This is a genomic window from Zooshikella sp. RANM57, assembly GCF_050749885.1.
Classification (GTDB): Bacteria; Pseudomonadota; Gammaproteobacteria; order Pseudomonadales; family Zooshikellaceae; genus Zooshikella.
The window spans coordinates 240,834-262,615 of record NZ_JBOIUB010000009.1; the positions used below are offsets into that span (position 1 = coordinate 240,834).

At 40.3% G+C, this 21,782-nt stretch carries 18 protein-coding genes and 2 pseudogenes; 9 read left to right on the forward strand and 11 right to left on the reverse strand.

Annotated features, from left to right (window positions below):
* Positions 1 to 19: 19 nt before the first annotated feature.
* On the reverse strand, positions 20 to 2,152 hold the full coding sequence (locus tag ACQ96U_RS18935; protein WP_431722830.1) for a trypsin-like peptidase domain-containing protein: 2,133 nt from the start codon (positions 2,150 to 2,152) through the stop codon (positions 20 to 22).
* A gap of 801 nt (positions 2,153 to 2,953) precedes the next feature.
* On the opposite strand from ACQ96U_RS18935, the gene ACQ96U_RS18940 reads away from it, so the two are divergent.
* From ACQ96U_RS18940 to ACQ96U_RS18970, 7 genes are read left to right on the forward strand one after another with little or no spacing between them, the layout of a single operon-like run.
* Positions 2,954 to 3,343, forward strand: coding sequence for a DUF2170 family protein (locus tag ACQ96U_RS18940; RefSeq protein WP_431722831.1), 390 nt, complete (start codon positions 2,954 to 2,956; stop codon positions 3,341 to 3,343).
* Between the two features lie 39 nt (positions 3,344 to 3,382).
* On the forward strand, positions 3,383 to 4,069 hold the full coding sequence (locus ACQ96U_RS18945) for a PspA/IM30 family protein (RefSeq protein ID WP_431722832.1): 687 nt from the start codon (positions 3,383 to 3,385) through the stop codon (positions 4,067 to 4,069).
* Positions 4,070 to 4,072: 3 nt separating this feature from the next.
* A complete protein-coding gene (locus ACQ96U_RS18950; protein WP_431722833.1) occupies positions 4,073 to 5,116 on the forward strand; it encodes an ion channel in 1,044 nt (347 codons plus the stop codon).
* The gene (locus ACQ96U_RS18955; RefSeq protein WP_431722834.1) at positions 5,109 to 5,759 is read left to right on the forward strand and encodes a YjfK family protein; all 651 of its coding nucleotides are present in this window, start codon (positions 5,109 to 5,111) and stop codon (positions 5,757 to 5,759) included. The genes ACQ96U_RS18950 and ACQ96U_RS18955 overlap by 8 nt, the downstream gene beginning before the upstream one ends.
* Positions 5,760 to 5,771: 12 nt before the next feature.
* Positions 5,772 to 6,182 (forward strand): DUF350 domain-containing protein, encoded by a 411-nt coding sequence (locus tag ACQ96U_RS18960; protein WP_431722835.1) that lies wholly within the window; start codon positions 5,772 to 5,774, stop codon positions 6,180 to 6,182.
* Between the two features lie 16 nt (positions 6,183 to 6,198).
* Positions 6,199 to 6,801: a DUF1190 domain-containing protein gene (locus ACQ96U_RS18965; RefSeq protein WP_431722836.1), complete on the forward strand. Its 603-nt coding sequence runs from the start codon at positions 6,199 to 6,201 to the stop codon at positions 6,799 to 6,801.
* 50 nt (positions 6,802 to 6,851) lie between these two features.
* A complete protein-coding gene (locus ACQ96U_RS18970) occupies positions 6,852 to 8,015 on the forward strand; it encodes a glutathionylspermidine synthase family protein (RefSeq protein WP_431722837.1) in 1,164 nt (387 codons plus the stop codon).
* Positions 8,016 to 8,092: 77 nt separating this feature from the next.
* Here the strand turns inward: ACQ96U_RS18970 and ACQ96U_RS18975 are convergent, their stop codons facing one another.
* Positions 8,093 to 9,310: a GH3 family domain-containing protein gene (locus tag ACQ96U_RS18975; protein WP_431722838.1), complete on the reverse strand. Its 1,218-nt coding sequence runs from the start codon at positions 9,308 to 9,310 to the stop codon at positions 8,093 to 8,095.
* A gap of 629 nt (positions 9,311 to 9,939) precedes the next feature.
* On the opposite strand from ACQ96U_RS18975, the gene ACQ96U_RS18980 reads away from it, so the two are divergent.
* Entirely contained in the window at positions 9,940 to 10,482 is a 543-nt protein-coding gene (locus ACQ96U_RS18980; protein ID WP_431722839.1) for a DUF805 domain-containing protein, read from the forward strand.
* A 272-nt stretch (positions 10,483 to 10,754) separates the two neighbouring features.
* Complete coding sequence (locus tag ACQ96U_RS18985; protein WP_431722840.1) at positions 10,755 to 11,213, forward strand: DUF4124 domain-containing protein; 459 nt, start codon at positions 10,755 to 10,757, stop codon at positions 11,211 to 11,213.
* 92 nt (positions 11,214 to 11,305) lie between these two features.
* Here the strand turns inward: ACQ96U_RS18985 and acs are convergent, their stop codons facing one another.
* The 9 genes and pseudogenes from acs to ACQ96U_RS19030 all read right to left on the reverse strand — a co-directional run.
* Positions 11,306 to 13,237, reverse strand: coding sequence for an acetate--CoA ligase (gene acs, locus ACQ96U_RS18990; RefSeq protein ID WP_431722841.1), 1,932 nt, complete (start codon positions 13,235 to 13,237; stop codon positions 11,306 to 11,308).
* 378 nt (positions 13,238 to 13,615) lie between these two features.
* Positions 13,616 to 15,286, reverse strand: a complete 1,671-nt coding sequence (gene pgi, locus ACQ96U_RS18995; protein WP_431722842.1) for a glucose-6-phosphate isomerase — start codon at positions 15,284 to 15,286, stop codon at positions 13,616 to 13,618.
* Between the two features lie 172 nt (positions 15,287 to 15,458).
* Positions 15,459 to 15,839 (reverse strand): aspartate 1-decarboxylase, encoded by a 381-nt coding sequence (gene panD, locus ACQ96U_RS19000; protein ID WP_431722843.1) that lies wholly within the window; start codon positions 15,837 to 15,839, stop codon positions 15,459 to 15,461.
* 14 nt (positions 15,840 to 15,853) lie between these two features.
* Positions 15,854 to 16,702 carry a pantoate--beta-alanine ligase gene (panC, locus tag ACQ96U_RS19005; protein WP_431722844.1) on the reverse strand — a complete coding sequence of 283 codons (849 nt, stop codon included), beginning with the start codon at positions 16,700 to 16,702 and terminating at the stop codon, positions 15,854 to 15,856.
* Positions 16,699 to 17,493: a 3-methyl-2-oxobutanoate hydroxymethyltransferase gene (gene panB / locus ACQ96U_RS19010; RefSeq protein ID WP_431722845.1), complete on the reverse strand. Its 795-nt coding sequence runs from the start codon at positions 17,491 to 17,493 to the stop codon at positions 16,699 to 16,701. The genes panC and panB overlap by 4 nt, the downstream gene beginning before the upstream one ends.
* Before the next feature lie 149 nt (positions 17,494 to 17,642).
* The gene (folK, locus tag ACQ96U_RS19015; protein ID WP_431722846.1) at positions 17,643 to 18,161 is read right to left on the reverse strand and encodes a 2-amino-4-hydroxy-6-hydroxymethyldihydropteridine diphosphokinase; all 519 of its coding nucleotides are present in this window, start codon (positions 18,159 to 18,161) and stop codon (positions 17,643 to 17,645) included.
* A complete protein-coding gene (gene pcnB / locus ACQ96U_RS19020; RefSeq protein WP_431722847.1) occupies positions 18,158 to 19,564 on the reverse strand; it encodes a polynucleotide adenylyltransferase PcnB in 1,407 nt (468 codons plus the stop codon). The genes folK and pcnB overlap by 4 nt, the downstream gene beginning before the upstream one ends.
* An 812-nt stretch (positions 19,565 to 20,376) precedes the next feature.
* Positions 20,377 to 21,327: pseudogene (locus ACQ96U_RS19025) on the reverse strand (sigma-54 interaction domain-containing protein); the annotation flags it as partial.
* 168 nt (positions 21,328 to 21,495) lie between these two features.
* Positions 21,496 to 21,762, reverse strand: a pseudogene (locus ACQ96U_RS19030) (response regulator); the annotation flags it as partial.
* Positions 21,763 to 21,782 lie beyond the last annotated feature (20 nt).

Below are 21,782 nucleotides of genomic sequence, written 5' to 3' on the forward strand. Positions count from 1 at the left end.
ATCCGAAGTAAACCGGGGTTTATTGAGATGGGAGTGTAAAGTTGAGTGTCGTTTCATTTCCTGAATGATCTGCAAAAGTAATATGAATAGAGTTGCCCTTACGATCATAATTTGAAATCGTGAATTTTGAGGTTATATCATTACTAATATTATTTATAAAAAAAAGTCTCATTTCGTTTAAAGTTTGAGGTGTGAGACCCGTCGCTAAGTAGGCTTCAATGATAGTGAGTTTTACGGGAGATAAGGTTGCCTTCATGTTTGTTTGTTCAGCATAACTAAGGTGTTGTAACGTAGTTTCTAACTGCTCAATTTTCTTTAAATTTGCCATACGGTTTCTTGTTTGTGAAACGTATTTTTTCATCCTGTGTATGATAGCGGTTACTTCATCAATGTTTCGTTGCTGAATAAGATACTGCCCGTACGCATAAGGCGTATCGATATACAGTTCATCAAATATCACCTGTCTTTGTTTTATTGTTGCAACTTCTAAAGCCTGTTGCAGTAAATGTATTGCACGTTGAAACTCTTTATTTGTTTTAGCGTTCAGTGCACTTTGGTATAGATCGAAGGCTTTATCTTCACTAGTCGTGCTATTACTGGACAGCGTTGTTGATTCCGAGGTATTTTGACTGTGAGTTTTGATTGATGGGAGTTTTTTCGTTTTAGCTACATGAGTTGTTTTAAATCCAAATGCTGATTTCGCTTGTCCTTCTATGCCGTTTGTTTCATAGCCTGCCTTTTCTGAAGCTTCTCCTTGAATTATGCCCAAAGTGGCCAGTGCATCATTAATGGGAATGAGGTAATTAATACCCATTGATGTTCCTGCTTTGCTTATCAGCCCTGAAACACTAATTGCTATGAGTTCGCCTTGCTTATTGTAAACGGGTCCACCTGAATTACCAGGATGAATAACAGTATCGGTTTGATAGTAGCTAAGACCTTTTCGCTCTCGTTGTGCGGAAATAATACCACTGGTGACAGTATATTTTAGTGATTCCGAAAGAGGGGAGCCCACTACATAAATTGTATCTCCCACTTCAGGTAATGCTTGGCTAATAACCGTTGCGTTCATGTTAGGAGGTGTTGTTGTTTGTAGTAATGCAACATCTCGCTTCACATCTTTTCTTAATAACTGCGCTATATATTCTTCGTTATTTAAAAAAACTAAAAACTGTTCTCCTTCTGAAATAACATGGGCATTAGTCAAGATATGCCCTTGTGAACTAATAAGAACACCACTGCCATGACCAGAAACATTACGTATAGTAGCCGCTGTTTTTTTAATAACGGCACTACGTTGTTTAAAGCTGAGTTCTTCTTCTGGGTAAATTAAAGGAATTTTAATAAGCTCAAATTTATTGGGGGTATCCAATAGTTTAATATTGATTGCAACAGAGTCTGCCACTTGCTCATTAGATAGGAAATTATCAAAGGCAACTTGGGCTGCTGAAAGAATAGCCTGAGATGTATTCTGATTGGTATTTCCATATGAGGAGGCATAGCTTGCACCATCTGTTTCTATAGAGATAAGCTGTTTCCTATATAAAGAATCAAAAACTGACCACTCAATATGTACAAAAGCATCACTTGTTAAGGTGCCTTGATTATAGTCATCGCAGGTGTCTACAATAATTTTTTTCAGTTTACTTGCTAATAGAAAACGTGTTTCGAAATTATCAGTGACCCTATAATTATTCTTGATGAGAGCATCTTTAATCATTTTTTGTAGAGATTCATCTGCTAAATAACTGTTACCTGCTTTCCAGACAAAATGCCCTATTCTTTTATCACATTGGTATCCAGCCCATTGAGTACCAACAGAAATTTCACCATATTGTGCATCCGGAAGCTCTACTTTGAGTGGTGCTATAGCCAGGGGTGAAGCAGGAGTAGTTTTATTATAAGCTTTTGGATAAGCTACTTTGACAGTGGGTAATCTTGAGTGTGTTTTATTCGATCTAACTGTCTCAAACCCTTGGTCAGCACTTGATTCTTCAGGATGAGCGTCAGAAAAATGGATGTTGCCTTGCTCATCAACCCATTTATAAACACCTGCATTCGTCGTGCAGGTGATAATGTAGGTGAAAGTTAAGATACAAATACACCGTGCATAACGCCGGAGCTGTGAGTAAATTTTTTTTAAGTCATACATTGTTGATGATATTGTAGGGATAGCAACCGATATTGACGTATTATATCCACAGTGAAGGCGTTACAGTGGGTATACGTTTAACTAACATCTATATCTGCAATATTTATTAATGCATATAAATATTTATTTGATACAAGAAAACTCGCTTTTAAGAACGTTAAATATCACCTTGATCGTAATGTTGGCCGTTACTGCTAATAATGGTTTTAGATAATATGCTGAGCCAATATTTAAAGCGAATAAAAAAAATTAACTTATCTCTCCAGGTTTGCCAATATTCTTGTTACTTCTAGCGCTGAGTTCAAAGTTAGGACGTGAATAACTAAGAGAGACTACTTTCAACAAGTTGAGTTAATTATTTTGCACTGAATTACATCAGTTTTTGAAAGGGATTCATGAGAAGGCCCAGCATATAATGAATGTGGAGTGTTTACACAAGAAGCCTTAGTTTAGCCTTTGACTATATTGCCGCTAAGTAGAACGTTTGGATGAACGGTTGTTTAAAAACTTTTTTCTAAGTTATTGGTCAATAATGTCATGCTACAGGCATACCTAGTGTATAGAGGGCATTATAGTTAGGTTGTCCAGATTGTTAAGTTTTAGCTAATGAATGACTAAAGCTTGAAATGCCGACAACTAACGATGTTTGACATAATATGTCAAACATGTCAGTATGCATTCTCAAGATACTCTCTGCTTCTAATAAGTAGAGTTTAACATGAATGCTATCCTTTTTAGCTAACGTTGTCGTGTGTAGATATTCTTTAATTCATTTCTAGTTTTTTGATTAGGAGCTCAAGAATGGCATGGACTTTAAACGATATTGATAAGCTGCTTGCTGAAGATCCTCGTTGGAGTGTTACTCAGGAAGATGATGTCATAAAAGTTAAAAATGAAGAAGAAATTGAAGCTTTTTTGACAGTGAGTGGGGAGCAAATATTAGTTGAATCCCTTTTGTTTCCAACAGCACAAGTTAATGACTGTAACGAATTAAATAAAACGATTCTTGAGACACATAAACTGTTTCCATTGACAACGATCTCACTCGAAACCATTAATGGCGAACAGTATTACTCAGCATTTGGTGCTTTATCAGCAAATTCTAAGGCAGACAGTATTGTGTTGGAGCTTGAGATGTTGTTTACCAATGTTGAAGGCATGTTAGAAAGTTACGAGCATTTCTTGAAATAGTAACTTTATCTAAGAATTTATTTAATTGAGGTTGTCGTCATGAGTGTTTGGAAAAAGTTATTTACTGCAATTAAAGGTGGTGCAAATGAGGCGGCTGAGGCAGTTGCTGACAGCCAAGCATTGCGTATTCTTGACCAGGAAATGAGAGAAGCAAAAGAGCAGTTGCGTAAATCAGAATCGTCATTAACCACGATTCTGGCCAAGCAAAAGTTAGCTGATCAGAAGACAAAAGATCTAAAAGCTGCAATTGCAGAACATGAAAGTTATGCTATGCAAGCCATGGAGAAAGGCGATGAAGCTTTGGCAGTTGAAATCGCTGAAAAAATTGCTGAGTTTGAAGGTAGTTTGGGAACTGAGCAAGGCATGCTTGACCAGTTAAATAATTCGGTCAGGTCACTGAAAGCATCAATAAAAGATGCTAAATTAAAACTACGACAGATGCAGACTCAAGTTGATAATATTAAAGCGACAGCTTCGTTACATAAAGCACAAGAAGCGGTTTCTTCTCGTCACTTGGGCGCTAATTCAAAGATGAAAACGGCTGCTGAGTCATTGCAGCGGATTCAAGAGAAGCAGAAACAACGTGCGGCAGAAATTGAGGCAGCTAATGATCTTGCCTCAGAGGAAGAAGGACGAGGTTTACAAGAAAAACTTAAAGCTGCAGGTATTGTGGAAAATCAAAGTGCACAAAGTGTCTTGGAGCGCTTGAAAGCAAAAAAACAGTAATCAATGATTATTATACAACGATTAAGAAGCTTTTTTGTAAATCATGTCATTCAAATGAGCGTACGAGGGTTATTTTTAACCCTCTTTGCTTATATGTTGATCAGCTGGATCGGGCTGAATCTTTTCCAAGAAAAAGCGATTACTGAAATGCCAGTATTTTTTTACTGGATATTGGTTACCGCGTCAACTGTCGGGTATGGTGATTTTTCACCTACCACCTCAGGAGGTCAGTTATTTACGGCAGCGTTTGTCATACCCTTTGGGCTCAGTATGTTTGCCATGACTGTTGGAAAAGTTGCTGCATTAGCACTAGATCAGTGGCAAAAAAGCATAAATGGACTGAGAGCGTTGAGTATGAAAAATCACATCCTTGTTCTTGGTTGGCGAGGGCAACGGACAATTCATTTATTAGAGCTGTTATTGCGTGAAACACAGCAAAACTTACACAGAAAAGTTGTGTTATGTGTGGACAAAGCAATAGAAAATCCACTTCCAGATAGCGTTCATTTTGTTCAAGTTGAAAGCTTCAGTAGCAGTAAAGAGCTGGAAAGAGCGTGTGTTGCAGATGCCGACATTATTATTATTGATACAGAAGCGGATGATACGACACTAACAACGGCTTTGTACTGTGCGAAAGTAAATACCACGGCTAATTTAATTGCTTATTTTCAAGAAGAACAGTTAAGCGAACTGCTTAAATTGCATTGCCCTAGGGCTGAATGTATGCCTTCTATAGCAACGGAATTAATGGTCAAATCTGCGATGGACCCTGGTTCAAGTCAGCTTCACCATCAATTACTAAGCGTAGCACATGGTATGACCCAGTATTCCGTAACTTACCCTGAAGGTGGTTCTCCTATCGCATTCAGTAAAATATTTCATGTTTTTAAGGAAAAGCATAAAGCAACGGCTATTGGTATCGAACAAAATGGTCAGCTCATGGTTAATCCCGCCCTAGATCATCAAATATTACCAGGTAATCGAGTTTACTATATTGCAGAAAAAAGAATTTTACAGATTAACTGGGAGACGTTAAGTCATGTTTGATTTCTTTAAGAAAAAGAAAAAAGAGGAGCCTGCACAGGTTAACGCTCCTGAAATAATGGGCTTATATATCAATGGTTCTTTCCAGTTAAATGATCTTAAACTACGGTTAATTGAGGACAAGCTGACATTTGCTAATGCGCATCGGAATCAATTGATTCAAGCTATTGGTGAAATAAAACTGGATGAAAGTACAACACTATTACGGTTTTATACGGACGATGATGGCTTTTTGCAAGTGGTGTGTAAAGGTGGTTTAACGGAAAATCATATTGATGATGTGAAATTGTTTTTTTTCCATGATACACAAGGTATTTCTTCTCAAAATCAATGGAATAAGGTGCTTGATGAGCATGTCAGTCAACCTACCTATTTATTAGAAAACAATGCATTTACTCGAGTATGGGAAGAAATGGGGGCATCATCTCCACCAGTGGCGATGACAGAAAAGACGTATATGCAAGATGGTTCAACCTCAATTACTGACCAGTTTATCATGCTTTATGAGCGAGAGGTTGACGATAATTTATTTGAATTTTTATTAGTTTCGGCCGAAGAAAAAATTATTGATAATCAATATGATCGTTGTTTAGTGGAATCAGTAGGCATTAATCTCACATCATCAGATATTGAAATTATTGGTTAAGGGGAACCAAATATGGACATGATTATGACCTCAATCCAAGGTCTGGGGGGCTTTGCGCTTTATTTTATCAGCTCGGTTGTTGCGTTATTAGCATTTAAATTTATTTATACGATGATTACGCCTTATGATGAGTGGGCATTAGTAAAGAATAATAATTCAGCGGCAGCAATTGCCTTAACAGGAACACTCATTGGCTATGCAATAGCCTTGGGTAGTGCAGCTAAAAACTCAGTAAACTATGTTGATTTTATCGTATGGGCTGTGGTTGCACTGATTACACAAGTGCTTGCCTATTTAATTGTGCGTATGCTTATGCCTCTAATTGCTTCTCGTATTGAAAAGGCTGAAGTATCTGCAGGTATTGTACTGGGGGGCGTGTCTGTCGCAATCGGTATTCTTAATGCTGCCTGCATGACTTATTAAATAGGAGGCAGGAAGCATGAAACGCACTCGTTTTATTAATTTAGAGGTGATGCGCAAAGTTAAGACCTTTGGCAGCATTGGGCTTGGTACGAGTTTGTTAGTAGGTTGCTCAGACCAACCTAACGCAGTGGTTTATCGAACCTTAGATGAATGTAAGACTGCAAATCCAAAGTATGAGTCTCAGTGTGAATTTGCGTATCAACGTGCATTAAAATCGTTGTATAAAACAGCACCACAATATACAAGCTTAGCTGATTGTGAGTATGAGTTTGGTTACGGGCAGTGTATTCAACATTCTAAAAATAATAATTGGATTCCGTTAATGGCAGGCTTTGCCCTGGCGAAAGCATTAAATAATAGGGATTTAGACTTTCATTATAGTCGTCCGTTAATCACATCATATTCACCCTATTCAGATATTCGAGACCATTGGATGACGACCGACGGTCGTACTTATGGTAGCCGATATAACAAAAATGTTTATGTTGCAAAAGACTCCTTTAAAAAGGATCCTCCTAAAGTGACACGTACGATTAGTCGTGGAGGTTTTGGCTCTAAAGCTAAAGCAACGTCTTCCTGGAGTTCGCGTTCATCATCGAGTGGTGGTTGGGGCGGTTAGTCTCCAGCCAACCCACAACGTAGTAACACAAGCTTAATGGTTGTATCTATATGTTACGAATTCCAATAACAGAACGTGCCGATTGGCGTAAAAGAGCAGATGAGTTTGGTTTTCAATTTCATACTATGTATGGTGAACCCTATTGGGATGAAACAGCTTATTATCAATTTACACTACAACAAATTGAACAAGATATAGAAGATCCGACCGCAGAAATTCATGAAATGTGTCTTGATGTGGTGGATAAAGTTATACGCTCAGAAGCATTAATGCAGCGATTCTGTATTCCGGAAACACACTGGGATTTTATTGCTTCCTCTTGGCAACGGAAAGACGCTTGTCTGTATTCAAGAATGGATTTTGCCTATAACGGAAAAGGTGAAGCTAAGTTATATGAAAATAATGCGGATACTCCCACCAGTTTATATGAAACGGGATTTTGGCAATGGTTGTGGCTAGAAGAGTGTGTAAACTCTGGTAAGTTACCTCGTCAGGCTGATCAGTTTAATTCTTTACAGGAAAAACTTATTAACCGATTTGTTGAACTAGCGAAGACTCGAGTAGGGTCACCTTTGTTTTTTTCCTGTAGTAAAGACACTGATGAAGATCGAGGGACAGTACAATATTTACAAGATTGTGCAGAACAGGCTGGTATTAATACCTATTTTGTTTATGTGGAAGATATTGGTCTTTCAGAGGATGGTGATTTTACTGATCTTGACGACCATGCAGTACGTTGGATGTTTAAACTTTACCCGTGGGAGTTTATGTTAAGGGAAGAATATGCGCCCTATTTACTTGATAATAAAACAGTATGGTTAGAGCCGCCTTGGAAGGCTATTTTATCGAATAAAGCATTATTACCCATGCTTTGGCATTTATTTCCTAATCACCCCAATTTATTGCCCAGTTATTTTGAAGATGATAAGAATATCGATTTGCAAGATTATGTGGTTAAACCTATTTTTTCACGGGAAGGCAGTAATATCGAAGTTTACCAAAATGGTAAACAAACTACTGTGGTAGATGGACCCTATGGTGAAGAGGGAAAAATTATTCAAGCATATTATCCATTACCAAAATTTGGGGACAATTACACACTTATTGGTTCGTGGCTTATTAATGATGAACCCGCAGGTATTTCTGTACGAGAAGATGCTTCTTTGGTGACACAGGATCTATCACGTTATTTACCGCATATTATTATGGGTTAAATACAGTTTACTTTTTTTTATCAACTCGGATGTAAAATATTGAAAAATGATCCAGAATGAAGAGTATAGAGCGTAGGCTAGTTGATAGAGGGCTTACCAATAAATTTTAGGCAAGGTAAATTATAGAAAAAATCAACGACTTTTATACGGTCTTGTAGAAAATACCGGTATAGACCACCTGCCGTGCTGACCACTAAATTATACTCTTCTCCTTGTCGCAATTCATTGACGAGCTTTGATTGTCCTTTATCGTTAATAAATTCGAAAAAGTGTGAATTTATACTAATTGGTTTAATATTTTGATTAACCCCTAGTGGAAAAGAAATAAAAGCTTCTGTGGCTATTAGCCCTTTTTCTTGGATAATCGCTTGAGGGAATTTTTGAGCTAAACTTTTTAATGCGTAGACACTGTTGCCTTCTCCCCAGCAGCTTATTAAGGAAAGCTCTGGCCAAATACGAGTGTATTGGTTAGCTGAAAGCTTGGCTAATTCCTCACTGCGTTTTGGTGCTGGTTGAATTTGAAATTCATTAATGTTTATTTTTTCATGGAGTGAAATAGAGCCTGTTGCAAGGTCATGAAGCAAAGGTTGCCAGTAATCTTCTAATTGTTCTAATAATTGAGAAAAATAATATGGATGCCAAACAGAGATGAAACGGAGATCTTTGCATGCTATTAGATAAAGTAATGTCAAATAGTTAAATGAATCAACTGAGTTGAGTTTAATGAGTGAATTGGGTACAGCAACAACAGAGTTTATGAGACTGTGAATTTTGTTGGTTAAATAATTGTTTTCTTCAGCGTAACCAATTTTTACAGCTGACTTTTGATGAAATTCCATTAAATTGGGAGCAATAGACCAATAAGATGAGCCGGCCATAATGTTTGGTTTTAACTTGAAAACATTATTGATCCAAGGAGCAACTCCTTGGCTAAATTCCTTTTGGAGTTCATGTGTATAGGGAATGAGTTTTATATCTCCTGTTGCACCACTGGTTGGCATTAAGCAAAGAACACTATCTGTCGTTAGGATATTTGCTTGCCCTTCAATGATGCTTTGTATCCATGGTGTGAACTCATTGTAGTCCCTTATAGGGACACGCTTTTGATAATCACTGAAGGTTTTTATGTGTTTAAAATTATGTTGCTGGCCAAATTGGGTATATGCATTGTTTTTGATGTAGTGGAATAGTTTGGCAAACTGAACGCGTTCAGGATGAAGTGCTGCTTTTCTGAATGCATAAGAATTAGGAATGTTGCCAAGGTACCATAGTGCATTTATAGCCGTTTTGAGCATAGAGTTAAATATTTATGAGTTGAAGATTTAATCATTAATCAAAAGTAATAACGTTGAGCCCCTGTTTCATATCATTGAATGCAGCATGTCTCCTCATTCATTTTTGGCTGAGGTTTTTATAAGTAAAGCACAGAGTAAACATATTACCCACTATGCTCCTTGTAGCTGGGAGCGTGCTGCTATGTTTTTATCGTCCTGATTATGTGCAAGACTTATATGCATATTTTTTGTTCAATAATATTTTTATTAATATTAGTTATAATGAATGCCAATAATTTGAACTGGTTAGCGGTTTTATCCCTCTAATCTACTATAATTGTCGTATAGTTTATCAGGTGGCTTGAAGTGCTAATCACTGTTTTTGTAGCACATATTTCACTGCTTATTTGGATTTGCTGATGATTGAGAGAGATCAGTTTGTCACTTGATGAATCATTGTTAAAGTATTTTAGCTTTAAACCTCCTCCTGTAATTATTTACTTCCCTAAACCTAGCGTTGATGTTTGGCTATCTGTAATAGATAGCCTTTTTTTTATTTTGTTAGCTAATTACCGCTCTTGAACAACTGAATAGAATACACTTGCCACGTAGTACTCATTTAATGGTTTAAAGGTAAGTGGATATAAGTAGTGGTACGCTGTGATCCTGTATTAAGCAGTGAGCCAGATCAGATCACCGCATCTAGATCTGATAGTCATTGTGATACTCATTCAAAAAAGTGGTTGAGAATTGGCCGTATAGGTAGATTACGATTTGCAACCTATTTCCTGCTTATCATCGCACCAGTGCTGATGGCGGTGGATATGGCGAGTATCGCGAAGGAAACCCAGTACAGTAAACTGGTCGAAATCTATTTATATCTTGTTTGGCCTTACCTTGTGGGTTATGTGTTTGTTTTTCTCTTGCCTGTTGCCTTGATGCGGTTTCATGATGTGAGTCGTTCAGGCTGGTGGGTTTGGACTTTATTTATACCTGGTTATAACCTTTATATTTTCTATCTTCTTCTGAGTAGACCAGGTTCTTGTGAAATTAATCAGTTTGGGCCTTTGCCTAAGCCGAACTCTCCACGCACTTATATTATATTTGGTATGTTTATGGCCTTACCATTAGTGTTCATTTATAAAATAAGTCGGACACTTGTTTACTATGGTTTATTAGTGAGCATGCAATAAAGTAACGGTTTAAATGAAGACTATATCCTTCTAGAACCACTTCTATACTCCCTACGCTTAGACTGATTAATTGATAACCTTGAGTGTTGCGTTTCCTATAACTTAGCAAGCTAACCTCCAAAATTGTTTGTTGAGGGCACATTAGCATGAGTTATAAAAATCAAAGCGAGTTTTACTTGGCAATATGCTAAGGAGTCCGCATACTTTAATAGCAGGCAACAGTAGAAAGAGCAGATTAGTTTGTGCAGGAGTAGGGCAAAGTGGTTAATAAAATGCCTAAAAGCTGTCAACAAGTAGTAGTGTCAGTGTTGTTATTAGTAGCTAGCGGCTTGGTTCAGGCTGAAATGTATCAATGGCGCGATGAACAAGGGCGAATTCATTATAGTGATAAGCCTCCAGCGGATACTGAGCAGAAGGCCGATAAAGTTGATATTAGGGTTAAAAATAATGATTTCAACTATATGGATGAGAATAGACTGGAGTCACTACGTCGACAAGAGCAAAACAAAACTGTGCGTGATGAACTTGTCGAAAAAGAGCAGGCTAAAAAGAAAAAACAGGACAGAAAAAAGCAGTACAAATGTGTGGGTCTGAAAAATGAATTAGAAAAACTAGAAGGGCCTGTCGTTTTTTACGATAAGGAAGGAAATCTAGTAAAAGTATCAGAAAAAGAGCGGGATGCGAGAGCTGCACAGATAAGAAAGGAAATACAACAGCACTGCCCTCAGTGACACCCATCATTCGTGGTTAATCAGCCTAATTATTAAATACGTATACCCGTATAACTTTTGGGTACACGCACTTAAACATGATGAAGAAAAGCTTAGTCTTGTCGTTCATTAATGAGGTTATCTACTACACCAGGATCGGCAAGTGTTGTAGTATCGCCCAATGAGTCAAGTTCATTACACGCAATTTTGCGTAAAATCCGCCGCATAATTTTTCCTGAGCGTGTTTTGGGTAATGCCGGTGCCCAGTGCAAAACGTCTGGTTTGGCAATAGGGCCAATTTCCTTGGCGACAAAACTTCGTAACTCTGCATCAAGCTGAGGACTTGGCTCGATATCATGCATTGGGCTGATAAATGCGTAAATACCTTGCCCTTTAATATCATGTGGATAGCCTACCACTGCGGCTTCAGCAACAGCATCGTGCAACACTAGTGCACTTTCAACTTCTGCTGTACCCATCCGGTGACCTGAAACATTGAGCACATCATCAACGCGTCCCGTTATCCAGTAATCTCCATCTTCATCGCGTTTAGCTCCATCTCCTGTAAAGTAATAGCCAGGATACGTAGAAAAGTAGGTGTCCAGCATGCGCTGGTGATTGCCGTAGACTGTTCTGATTTGGCTGGGCCAGCTACCTGTGATGACTAAATTACCTGAAGCGGCTCCTTCTAAAAGCTTACCATCGTTATCAACAAGCGCAGGTTTCACACCAAAAAAAGGCTTAGTGGCAGAGCCTGGCTTAAGTGTATTTGCGCCAGGGAATGGTGAGATCAGAATCGCGCCTGTTTCAGTTTGCCACCAAGTATCAACAATAGGACAACGTCCATCACCAACGACATGGTAGTACCATTCCCAGGCTTCAGGGTTTATGGGTTCTCCAACAGTACCAAGCAGTCTTAGCGATTCACGAGATGAGGGGGTGACATATTCGTCTCCCTGAGCCATAAGTGCTCGGATGGCTGTTGGTGCTGTATAAAAGATATTAACATTGTGCTTGTCGACGATTTCCCAGCAGCGTGCAGGAGTAGGGTAGGTTGGTACGCCTTCAAACATTAAAGTGGTTGCCCCATTGGCCAGTGGTCCATAAATAATATAAGAGTGACCCGTAACCCAACCGATATCAGCCGTACACCAGTAAATTTCACCAGGTTGATAGTCAAAAATATATTTGAAACTCATGGTTGCTTGAAGCAGATAACCACCTGTTGTATGAAGCACCCCTTTTGGCTTGCCTGTAGAGCCTGATGTATAAAGAATAAATAGTGGGTCTTCAGCATCCATTGTTTCTGGAGGGCAACTGGAGGCTACTTTTGCGGCTAATTCGTGATACCAGACATCTCTGTTTGCTTTCCAGGCGATGTTACCGCCATTCCGTTTAATAACAATCACTGAATGTACATCAGGGCAGCTTTCTAAGGCTGCATCCGTATTTTGCTTTAATGGTATGAATTTACCACCACGAACGCCTTCGTCAGCGGTAATGACGACAGAGCAATCAGCATCCAGTATACGTTCTTTTAAGGATTCTGGAGAAAAGCCACCAAATACCACTGAGTGAATAGCGCCTATTCGGGCACAGGCTAGCATGGCATAGGCTGCTTCGGGGATCATGGGCATATAAATACAAACCCGATCTCCTTTTTTAACACCTCGTTCTTTTAAAGCATTGGCCATACGGCAGACGTTGTCATACAACATCTGATAGGTGATATTTAATGACTGGCCAGGCTCATCTGCTTCCCAAATAATCGCGGTTTGATTGGCTTTGGTTGGCAAGTGGCGGTCAATACAGTTGTAAGTGATATTGAGCTTACCACCCACAAACCAGGCCACATTACCTTCAGCAAAGTCACCTTCAAATACCTTTTCCCAAGGAGAAAACCAGTGGAGGTGAACTTTTGCTTGCTCGCCCCAGAATGCATCTGGGTTGTTGATTGACTCCAGGTACAGCTCTTGATAGTTCTGCTCATTAATATATGCGGATTTAAAGGATTCCTTTATCGCATGATTTTTTATTTTGAACATGTCATATCCTTGTTGTTAACCCCTTGGCAAGGGTTTACATCGCTCGTTGTATTTCTTATGTATTATTTTTATTAAGAAAGGTTCTGTTAATACTATTTTAGGTTATTGATTGTTCAAATATTTGATTTTTATTATATATAGCGTGGTTTGAAGCTTAGATTAACTTAATAAAATGGCTTTGCCATAGAGTGATTTAACGCCGTAGGTATGCCTATCATGGAGTAAATTTTTAGGGTGGCGATAACATACCGTTGACTAAAAAAGTATTAATGGAACCTGAGTGTTTCATGTTAGCGAGTGCAAGATGAAATGCAAAGAAAAACGGCAGGAATTAACCTGCCGTTCTCAAAAAGAAAGCTGACTAATTTAAATCATCAATCAGTCATTTTTTTCCCGAAACATATTGATCAGTGCATTAGTTGAACTGTCAAATGCGGGGGCTTCAGCACCAGCCAAGAGTGTAGGATAAATGGTGTCACCAAGTTGTTTACCAAGCTCCACACCCCATTGATCGAATGAGTTGATTTGCCACATGTGTCCTTGCACAAAGACTTTGTGCTCGTAAAGCGCAACTAATGCACCCATGACTTCAGGTGTTACTTTGGGTAGCACCAACATGTTGCTTGGGCGGTTACCGGGGTGAACTTTGTGTGATGCAATTTGATCGGCTTCTGCCTCGCTTTTCCCTGCAGCCAAAAGTTCTGCTTTTGCTTCTTCCTGACTCTTTCCTGTCATCAGTGCACGGCTTTGGCTTAATGCATTCGCGTAAAGCCAACGATGATGCTCACCGATAGGGTTGTGAGTTTCAACAGGTGCAACAAAGTCCACTGGAATTAAGGCTGTGCCTTGGTGAAGTAACTGGTGGTAAGCGTGTTGTCCATTAGTACCCACGTCACCCCAAATGACAGGGCCTGTGGTATAAGTAACGGTTTCACCTGCTTTATTGACAGACTTTCCGTTACTTTCCATATCCAGCTGTTGTAAATGATTTGGTAGCTCGCCAAGGTATTTGTCATAAGGGAGTACAGCATGGGAGGCAGCACCCATGTAATTGTGGTACCAAACACCTAATAAGCCCATGAGTACAGGCATATTTTCAGCTAGAGGTGCTGTACGGAAGTGCTCATCCATGGCATAAGCACCTTCCAATAACGCGAGGAAGTTATCAAAGCCAAGAGTAAGCGCAATAGGCATACCAATAGCTGACCATAAAGAATAGCGGCCACCGACCCAGTCCCACATTGGGTAAATATTTTCTTCACAAATACCAAAAGCAACAGCTTTTTCTACGTTACTGGAAACAGCAAGAAAATGTTTTTGAACATCTTCTTGTTTCGCGCCTTGATCAATTAACCATTGACGACAGGTTTCGGCGTTTAATTTAGTTTCCAGGGTTGAAAAAGATTTAGATGCGATGATGAACAGTGATGTTTCTGGATCTACTTGCTTGAGAACTTCAGCAGCATCACTAGGGTCAACGTTGGCGATATAATGGTGTTTAATACCTTCCTTAATATAGGGTGTCAGTCCTTCAATAACCATTTTAGGTCCAAGGAAAGAACCACCAATACCTATATTGATAATGTGTTTAATAGGCTTGCCTGTGTAGCCTAACCACTCGCCACTGTGCACTTTTTCAGTTAAAGCCTGCATACGGCGCAAGGTGTCTTTAATGGCAGGCATTACATCTTGACCATCAACCTTGATTTCACGGTCACCACGATTACGCAGTGCCATGTGTAGTGCAGGCCGATGCTCGGTGTTATTCACTTTTTCGCCGTTAAAGAGTGCTTGAATACCATCGTTGAGCTTAGCATCGTTGGCAAGATTGATAAGTGCTTTGAAAGTATCTTCTGTAATCAGGTTTTTTGAGTAGTCGAGAAACAGCGATGCAGCTTGTAATGAATATCGATTAAAGCGATCCGGGTCTTCTGCAAATAACTGTTTGAGGGTGGTTTGTTGTAGCAACTCACGTTGTTTTAACAGATCCTCATTATGAGCAAAAGCATCAAGAGGCGTTGGCCCTTGCAGCGTACGATTGTTCATCATTGACACAGTTTCTCTTTGGTTATGTTAATCAGGATTAATGCACAAATGTACAGAAAAAAGCCCCTACAAAAACATAAAAATAGCTGGGAAAGCGTAGAAGGCAAGCTGATTATAGGCAACAGAAGGGGGGTGGGCCTAGTAACACTAAGTAACAAAACCCACCGAGTTGATTTCAGGCAATTTGTACAGGGATGGCGTTCGCACTATGGCTGATTGCGTTGTTTTCTAACAGGTAAATTAAGGCAGGCTTAAACTCTACTAGTTCGCTTTCGTCGTATTGTGCATAGGCACAAATAATAACGCGATCACCCACCTGAGCTTTATGTGCAGCAGCGCCATTAACAGAAATAATGCCAGAGCCATCTTCACCACGAATGGCATAGGTTGTAAAACGTTCACCATTTTCAATATTGTAAATCTGAATTTGCTCATACTCTCGTATACCTGCCATATCCAGTAATTTACCATCAATGGCACATGAGCCTTCATACTCAAGTACAGCGTGAGTAACACGCGCTTGATGCAGCTTCGCCTTAAGCATCGTTGTTTGCATTGTTTGGTTTTCCACTAGTTCAGATTAATCACAATATTGTCAATTAAGCGAGCTTTACCTAAATAAGCAGCAGCCAAGACAACGAGTTGTTTATCTTTTGAGGAGGCGGGTAATAAAGAATGCTGATTGCAAATATCAATGTAGTCAGGTTTAAAACCAGCTCGAGCCAAGTTGGCCGTGGCATCTTTAAGGATAATATCGAAAGGTATGCCAGTTTTTATCGCCTCTTTCACATCACATAAAGTTGCGTATAGTTTGGGGGCTATGGTTAATTCTTCTTGGGTTAGGTAACCATTACGAGAGCTTAAAGCAAGTCCATGTTCATCACGAGCGATATTGGCGCCGACAATTTTGATGGGAATGTAGAGGTCATCCACCATTTTTCGAATAACGGCCAGTTGCTGAAAGTCTTTAATACCAAACACAGCAATATCAGGCTGAACAATATTTAATAGCTTACAGACAATAGTTGCTACCCCAGTAAAATGGCCTGGGCGGCTTTTGCCACAGTGCATATTGGACAAACTGTCTACAGCAACTGTGGTGTGGTGATCCATACCTTCTGGATAAATTTCCTCAGTACTAGGTGCAAACAGTAGATCTACCTTCTCATTTTTTAATTGGGCCTGATCTTCTGCCAGCGTGCGGGGGTAGGACTCTAAGTCTTCACTGGCACCAAATTGCAGTGGATTCACATAAATACTGACAATCACAACATCTGCTTGCTCTTGTGCTTTATGGACCAAAGATAGGTGGCCTGCATGCAAATTACCCATAGTGGGCACAAAGGCAATTCTTTTACCTTCGGTTTTAGCTGCTTGCACAAAATCGCGAATGGCTTGAATGGAGTGGACTGTTTTCATTCTTGAAACCCGTGTTCTTCTGCAGGATAGGTTCCGTTTTTCACTGCCTGGGCGAAAGCTTTAATCGCTGCAGGAATAGAATCAGCTTCTGCTAAAAAGTTTTTAACAAAGCGTGCAGACTTGCCAGGAGAAATACCGAGCATGTCGTGTAGTACTAATACTTGTCCATCGGTATCAGGTCCGGCGCCAATACCTATGACAGGAACATTAACACGTTCAGTGATTTGTTTGGCTAATGGTGAGGGTACACATTCCAGCACAAATAAGGCTGCGCCTGCATCTGCTAGTTGCTCGGCATCGGCTAATAGTTGAGCGGCAGCATCGCCTCGACCTTGTACTTTATAACCGCCAAAAACATTCACTGATTGAGGGGTTAAACCCATGTGGATACAGCAGGGAATACCATTACGATTAAGCTGTTGAACGGTATCATTGAGCCATGCTCCGCCTTCGAGTTTAACTACATTAGCTCCAGCAGCCATTAGTTTAGCTGCATTTAGGAGTGTCATTTCAGGAGTAGCAAACGACATAAAGGGCATATCTGCAATAATCAGAGCACCCTGATTACCTCGGCTTACACATTCAGTGTGGTATACCATCGTCTCCATGGTGACTGGCAATGTACTATCATGGCCTTGTAATACCATACCCAATGAGTCGCCTACCAATATAGCTTCAATGCCTGCCTTACTGACGACATGGGAAAATGTGGCATCATAAGTGGTGAGTACAGAAAACTTCTCACCGCTGGCTTTCATTTTATTTAATGTGGTAAGAGTGATATTGGCCATGCTTAACTCTCATGTGCAACTGTGCTTATTGGGCTGATTATACGCAAAATGTTACAGATTCCGAGTGGCTGGTAACAGTCGATCCAATAAACACACTGACTAACAGCAATACACCCGTGAAAAAGCAATCCTGTCCTTTGGTAACAGGGTTACTGTTCCTGGGCTGTATTCATTAACGTCATAAGATGGGTGGGTAACAAAGTAATGCCTGTTTTATCCGTGTTTGTGGCGAGTTGTCGGACAGTTGTTCCCGAAGGTAACACTAAGTCTTTGGCAATATCTGCCAATGGCAGCAAGACAAAGCCCCGATTGCTCATCTCCACATGAGGCACTACAAGTCGTTCGTGGTTAATAACCTGATTACCATAAAGCAGAATATCTAAATCAAGCGTACGTGGTCCCCAACGTACTAGCCTTTTTCTACCTTGTTGCTGTTCAATTGACTGCAATGCATCTAACAGCGCTAGAGGTTGAAGGCTGGTGTTTATTTTTGCAACGGCATTTAGGTAGTTCTGTTGCCCTGCTGGACCTAGTGGTGGAGTAGAGTAAAGTCCTGATACCGCTTCCACCTCAGTATCCGGTAACTGCTGTATGCCCTGAAGTCCTGAAATAATGTGAGTTAAAGGCTCATCAAGGTTACTACCTAGAGCAATATAGCTACTAATCATGAACTAGGTCTTGAATGTTGAGGAGGCCGGCGGCGATGGCTGGAACGGCGGCGTTTTCTAGGCTGTGGATTAAGTTTTTTCAGCATTTGCCGGCGTTGCTGCTCATTACCCTGTTGATATTGAGACCACCACTGTCCTAAGTTATCCAGCTGCTCACCCGCTTGTTCGCGAATGAGTAAGAAGTCATATCCAGCACGAAAACGGGCATGATTCAAGGTCGCCTCTGTTCGCTTACCATGGCGAACAGTTAGACGATGCTGTATTTCCCAAATCTCTCTCATAGGGATAGCAAACCGCTTGGGAATAGCGGTGTGTGCTGACTGACTATCGATTACATGCAAGCCAGCTTGAATCATAGCTGGAATCGGTGGAACACCTTGATGGCGAATATCATGGGCATAGTGAACCATAGGTACCCATAGTAAAGCCGCAAATAAGAATGCAGGGTGCACTGTTTTATTCTGACGAATACGCTGATCTGTGTTTCTTAATGCCAAGGTAATGAAGCGCAAACCAAACCCATCATCTTGATCAATCAGTGCATCTGTCATGGGGAAAAGCTGTTTGAATAACCCATATTGACGAAGCATGAGAAAAGTTTGTTCTGCAGCACCACCAAGGAAAAGTTTTAATACTTCATCAAATAAACGAGCAGAAGGTATATCACTGAGTAAGCTTGCCAGCTCAGGGATTGGGGCTGCTGTGGAGCGTTCTATGGTAAAGTCTAATTTGGCTGCAAAACGGATGGCCCGTAGCATGCGCACAGGGTCTTCTTGGTAACGGGTTGTGGGATCACCAATCAAGCGAACAGTGCGAGCCTGAATATCTTTGACGCCATTGGCATAGTCGTGGATGGCAAAGCCTCGTGTTGTGTAATACAAGGCGTTCATGGTGAAGTCGCGACGCATGGCATCATCTTCAATGGTGCCGTAGACGTTATCTCTTAAAATACGTCCAGTTTCTGCTTGCAGAGCATGTTTAGTAGAGGCTTGATCAAGCTCGTTACTAGTGCTGTGATGGGCACGGAATGTCGCTACTTCGATAATTTCTCGGCCAAATTGTACGTGCACTAACTTAAAACGCCGACCTATCAGTCGGGAGTTACGAAACAAGCGCCGAGCTTCTTCAGGGGTTGCACTGGTGACGACATCAAAGTCTTTTGGTTGTTTGCCAAGTAATAAATCGCGAATACAGCCACCCACTAGGTAGGCTTCATAGCCACCATCTTGTAGACGATAAATCACCTTCAGAGCATTATGACTGATCTGCTTACGAGAGACAGAGTGATTTTCGCGAGTAAACTTGGTAAAAGTAGGCTTCTGTTGATGGACTGTTTTGCCAGTTTTACCAGGTATTTTATTTAACAGGGCATTCAGCCAGCCAAACCGTTCATTGAGCTTCATGAAAGTCAGAAAACATCCACAGTGTCGCTAAAAATAACCTAAGGTTCAAAAAAAGAGCGGCTATGATAACACTGTTCATGATGGATGCCAGTTTTCTTTAAGTGAAGTGTTTACTCTTAATAGTAAGCGCTGGCGCAAGGAATGCTAAACACTAAAAGATATCACTTATAATTCAAGTGGCTTACTAAATTTTAAGCAATAAAAAAAGGGCATATGCCCTTTTTGAGGAAAGCTAAAGCTGTTGTTATTATTTTCATTATTATTCTTATAGGTAACAGGAATTACATCCCTTACTGTTATTTTGACCTCATCCTGGAACCAAGCGGGGTTCCCTGCATAGTGCAAACGGATTCTTTTGGAGACGGAGTGGTGAGGATTTCGTACCACTTAAAAAGACCGCTCGCCAAAACAATCAATTTGCAGACTCCTGTTATTATTATTGTTACTGAGTCCAAATTATTATTCTTATTATTAGTAAGTATTGTTTTTATTGTTTTTATACTGAATATACTGCAGGCAGTGTGCCATGTTTTTATTTACTAATAAAAACAATGAGTTATAAAAAAACAGGTGAAAAATGAATGCTCTTATAGGTATAAATACTTATTAATTGTTACCTTTCTACGTGTTTGTACGCCAGTATGTGTTACTTATTCGCTACAACGGTAACAAATGAGCGTTTTTTCAGGCATCAATTTGGAATATGCTATTGCTTATTAGAATAAAAGTGAGTGCTTAGTCTCGTTTTGCTGGTTGTTTGGTATGGGATGTTTGCCCCGAAATATTGGGGCAGGAGATGAGTCGTATATGTGTTAATTCAGGCTATTTTTTTTGCGTGGAATCCCCAGACGTTGTCGTCGTTCCCACAAGCATTTGCGACTGATACCAAGCTTTTGGGCCAGCTCTGTTTCTGTCATTTGATCCTGATGCTCTAAAACAAAGTGCTGGAAGTAGTCTTCCAGTGAGAGTTCTTCGTGTTGTTCTACTCTGGTTATATCTGATGAGAAATCAGTTGCAGGCTTGATAATATCAATACTTAGAAGATCAGGACTAATTATATCGCTATCACATAAAATCACTGCTCGTTCTATAGCGTTTTCGAGTTCTCTCACATTACCTGGCCAGTCGTACTCATTAATAGCTTGATAGGTCTCAGGAGCGAAGTAATGTCTCTTACGGCCAAGCTTAGCGCACTGCCTTTCAAGGAAACGTTCAGCAATATCGGTTACATCGCTACCGCGCTCTCGTAAGGGGGGCAAACGAATTTCAATCACATTCAGCCGGTAGTATAAGTCTTCTCGAAACTCACCTTTCTGAGCAAGACTTTTTAAGTTTCTGTGTGTTGCTGCGATCAGTCTGACACTGACTCGTTGTGAATTAACAGAGCCAACCCGTCTAATTTCACCTTCTTGTAGAACCCGAAGTAAACGAGCTTGGGCTTCTAGGGGGAGTTCACCAATTTCATCTAGAAATAAAGTACCGCCATCCGCCGCTTCGACTAAGCCATGGCGTGCTGCTGTGGCTCCTGTAAAAGCCCCTTTTTCATGACCAAATAATTCTGACTCAATGAGTGTCTCAGGGATAGCTGCACAGTTAACAGATATCATTGGTGCATGCTGTCGTTTGCTTTGGTCATGAATGGCTTTAGCTACCAGTTCTTTTCCTGTACCAGACTCGCCTAAAATGAGTACCGTTGAATCTGTTGGGGATACTTTTTGTATGCGTCGTGAAAGCTCCAGCATGGCAGGGCAGCTACCAATAATATGGCTTTGACTGGTTTGTTGATGATCTTTGCCTATTGATACTGTGTCACTCACATGATGAGTGCCATGTTGAGTAGGTGCTTTGGGGTTTGACTCGATGATACCTGTAACTGTCGTAATCATTTCATCGTGATCAAAAGGCTTGGCAATATAATCAATAGCACCCTTTTTCATAGCTTCCACGGCAGATCGCAGGCTGGCATAACTGGTCATCACCAACACTGGGGTATCACCTGCGTGGGTAATGAGATCTGTTCCTTGGCCTCCTGGTAGCCGCTGGTCAGTAATCACAAGGTCGAAGCTATCCAGGTTGAATGTTTCGAGTGCATGTTGTACCGACTCAGCTTCTTCAACCGCATATTTGTGCCGCTCTAATAACCGCTTTAGTGCTGCACGGATAACCTTTTCATCTTCGACAATCAAAATTTGCTTCATAGCCACAGCCTGTTGTCTCT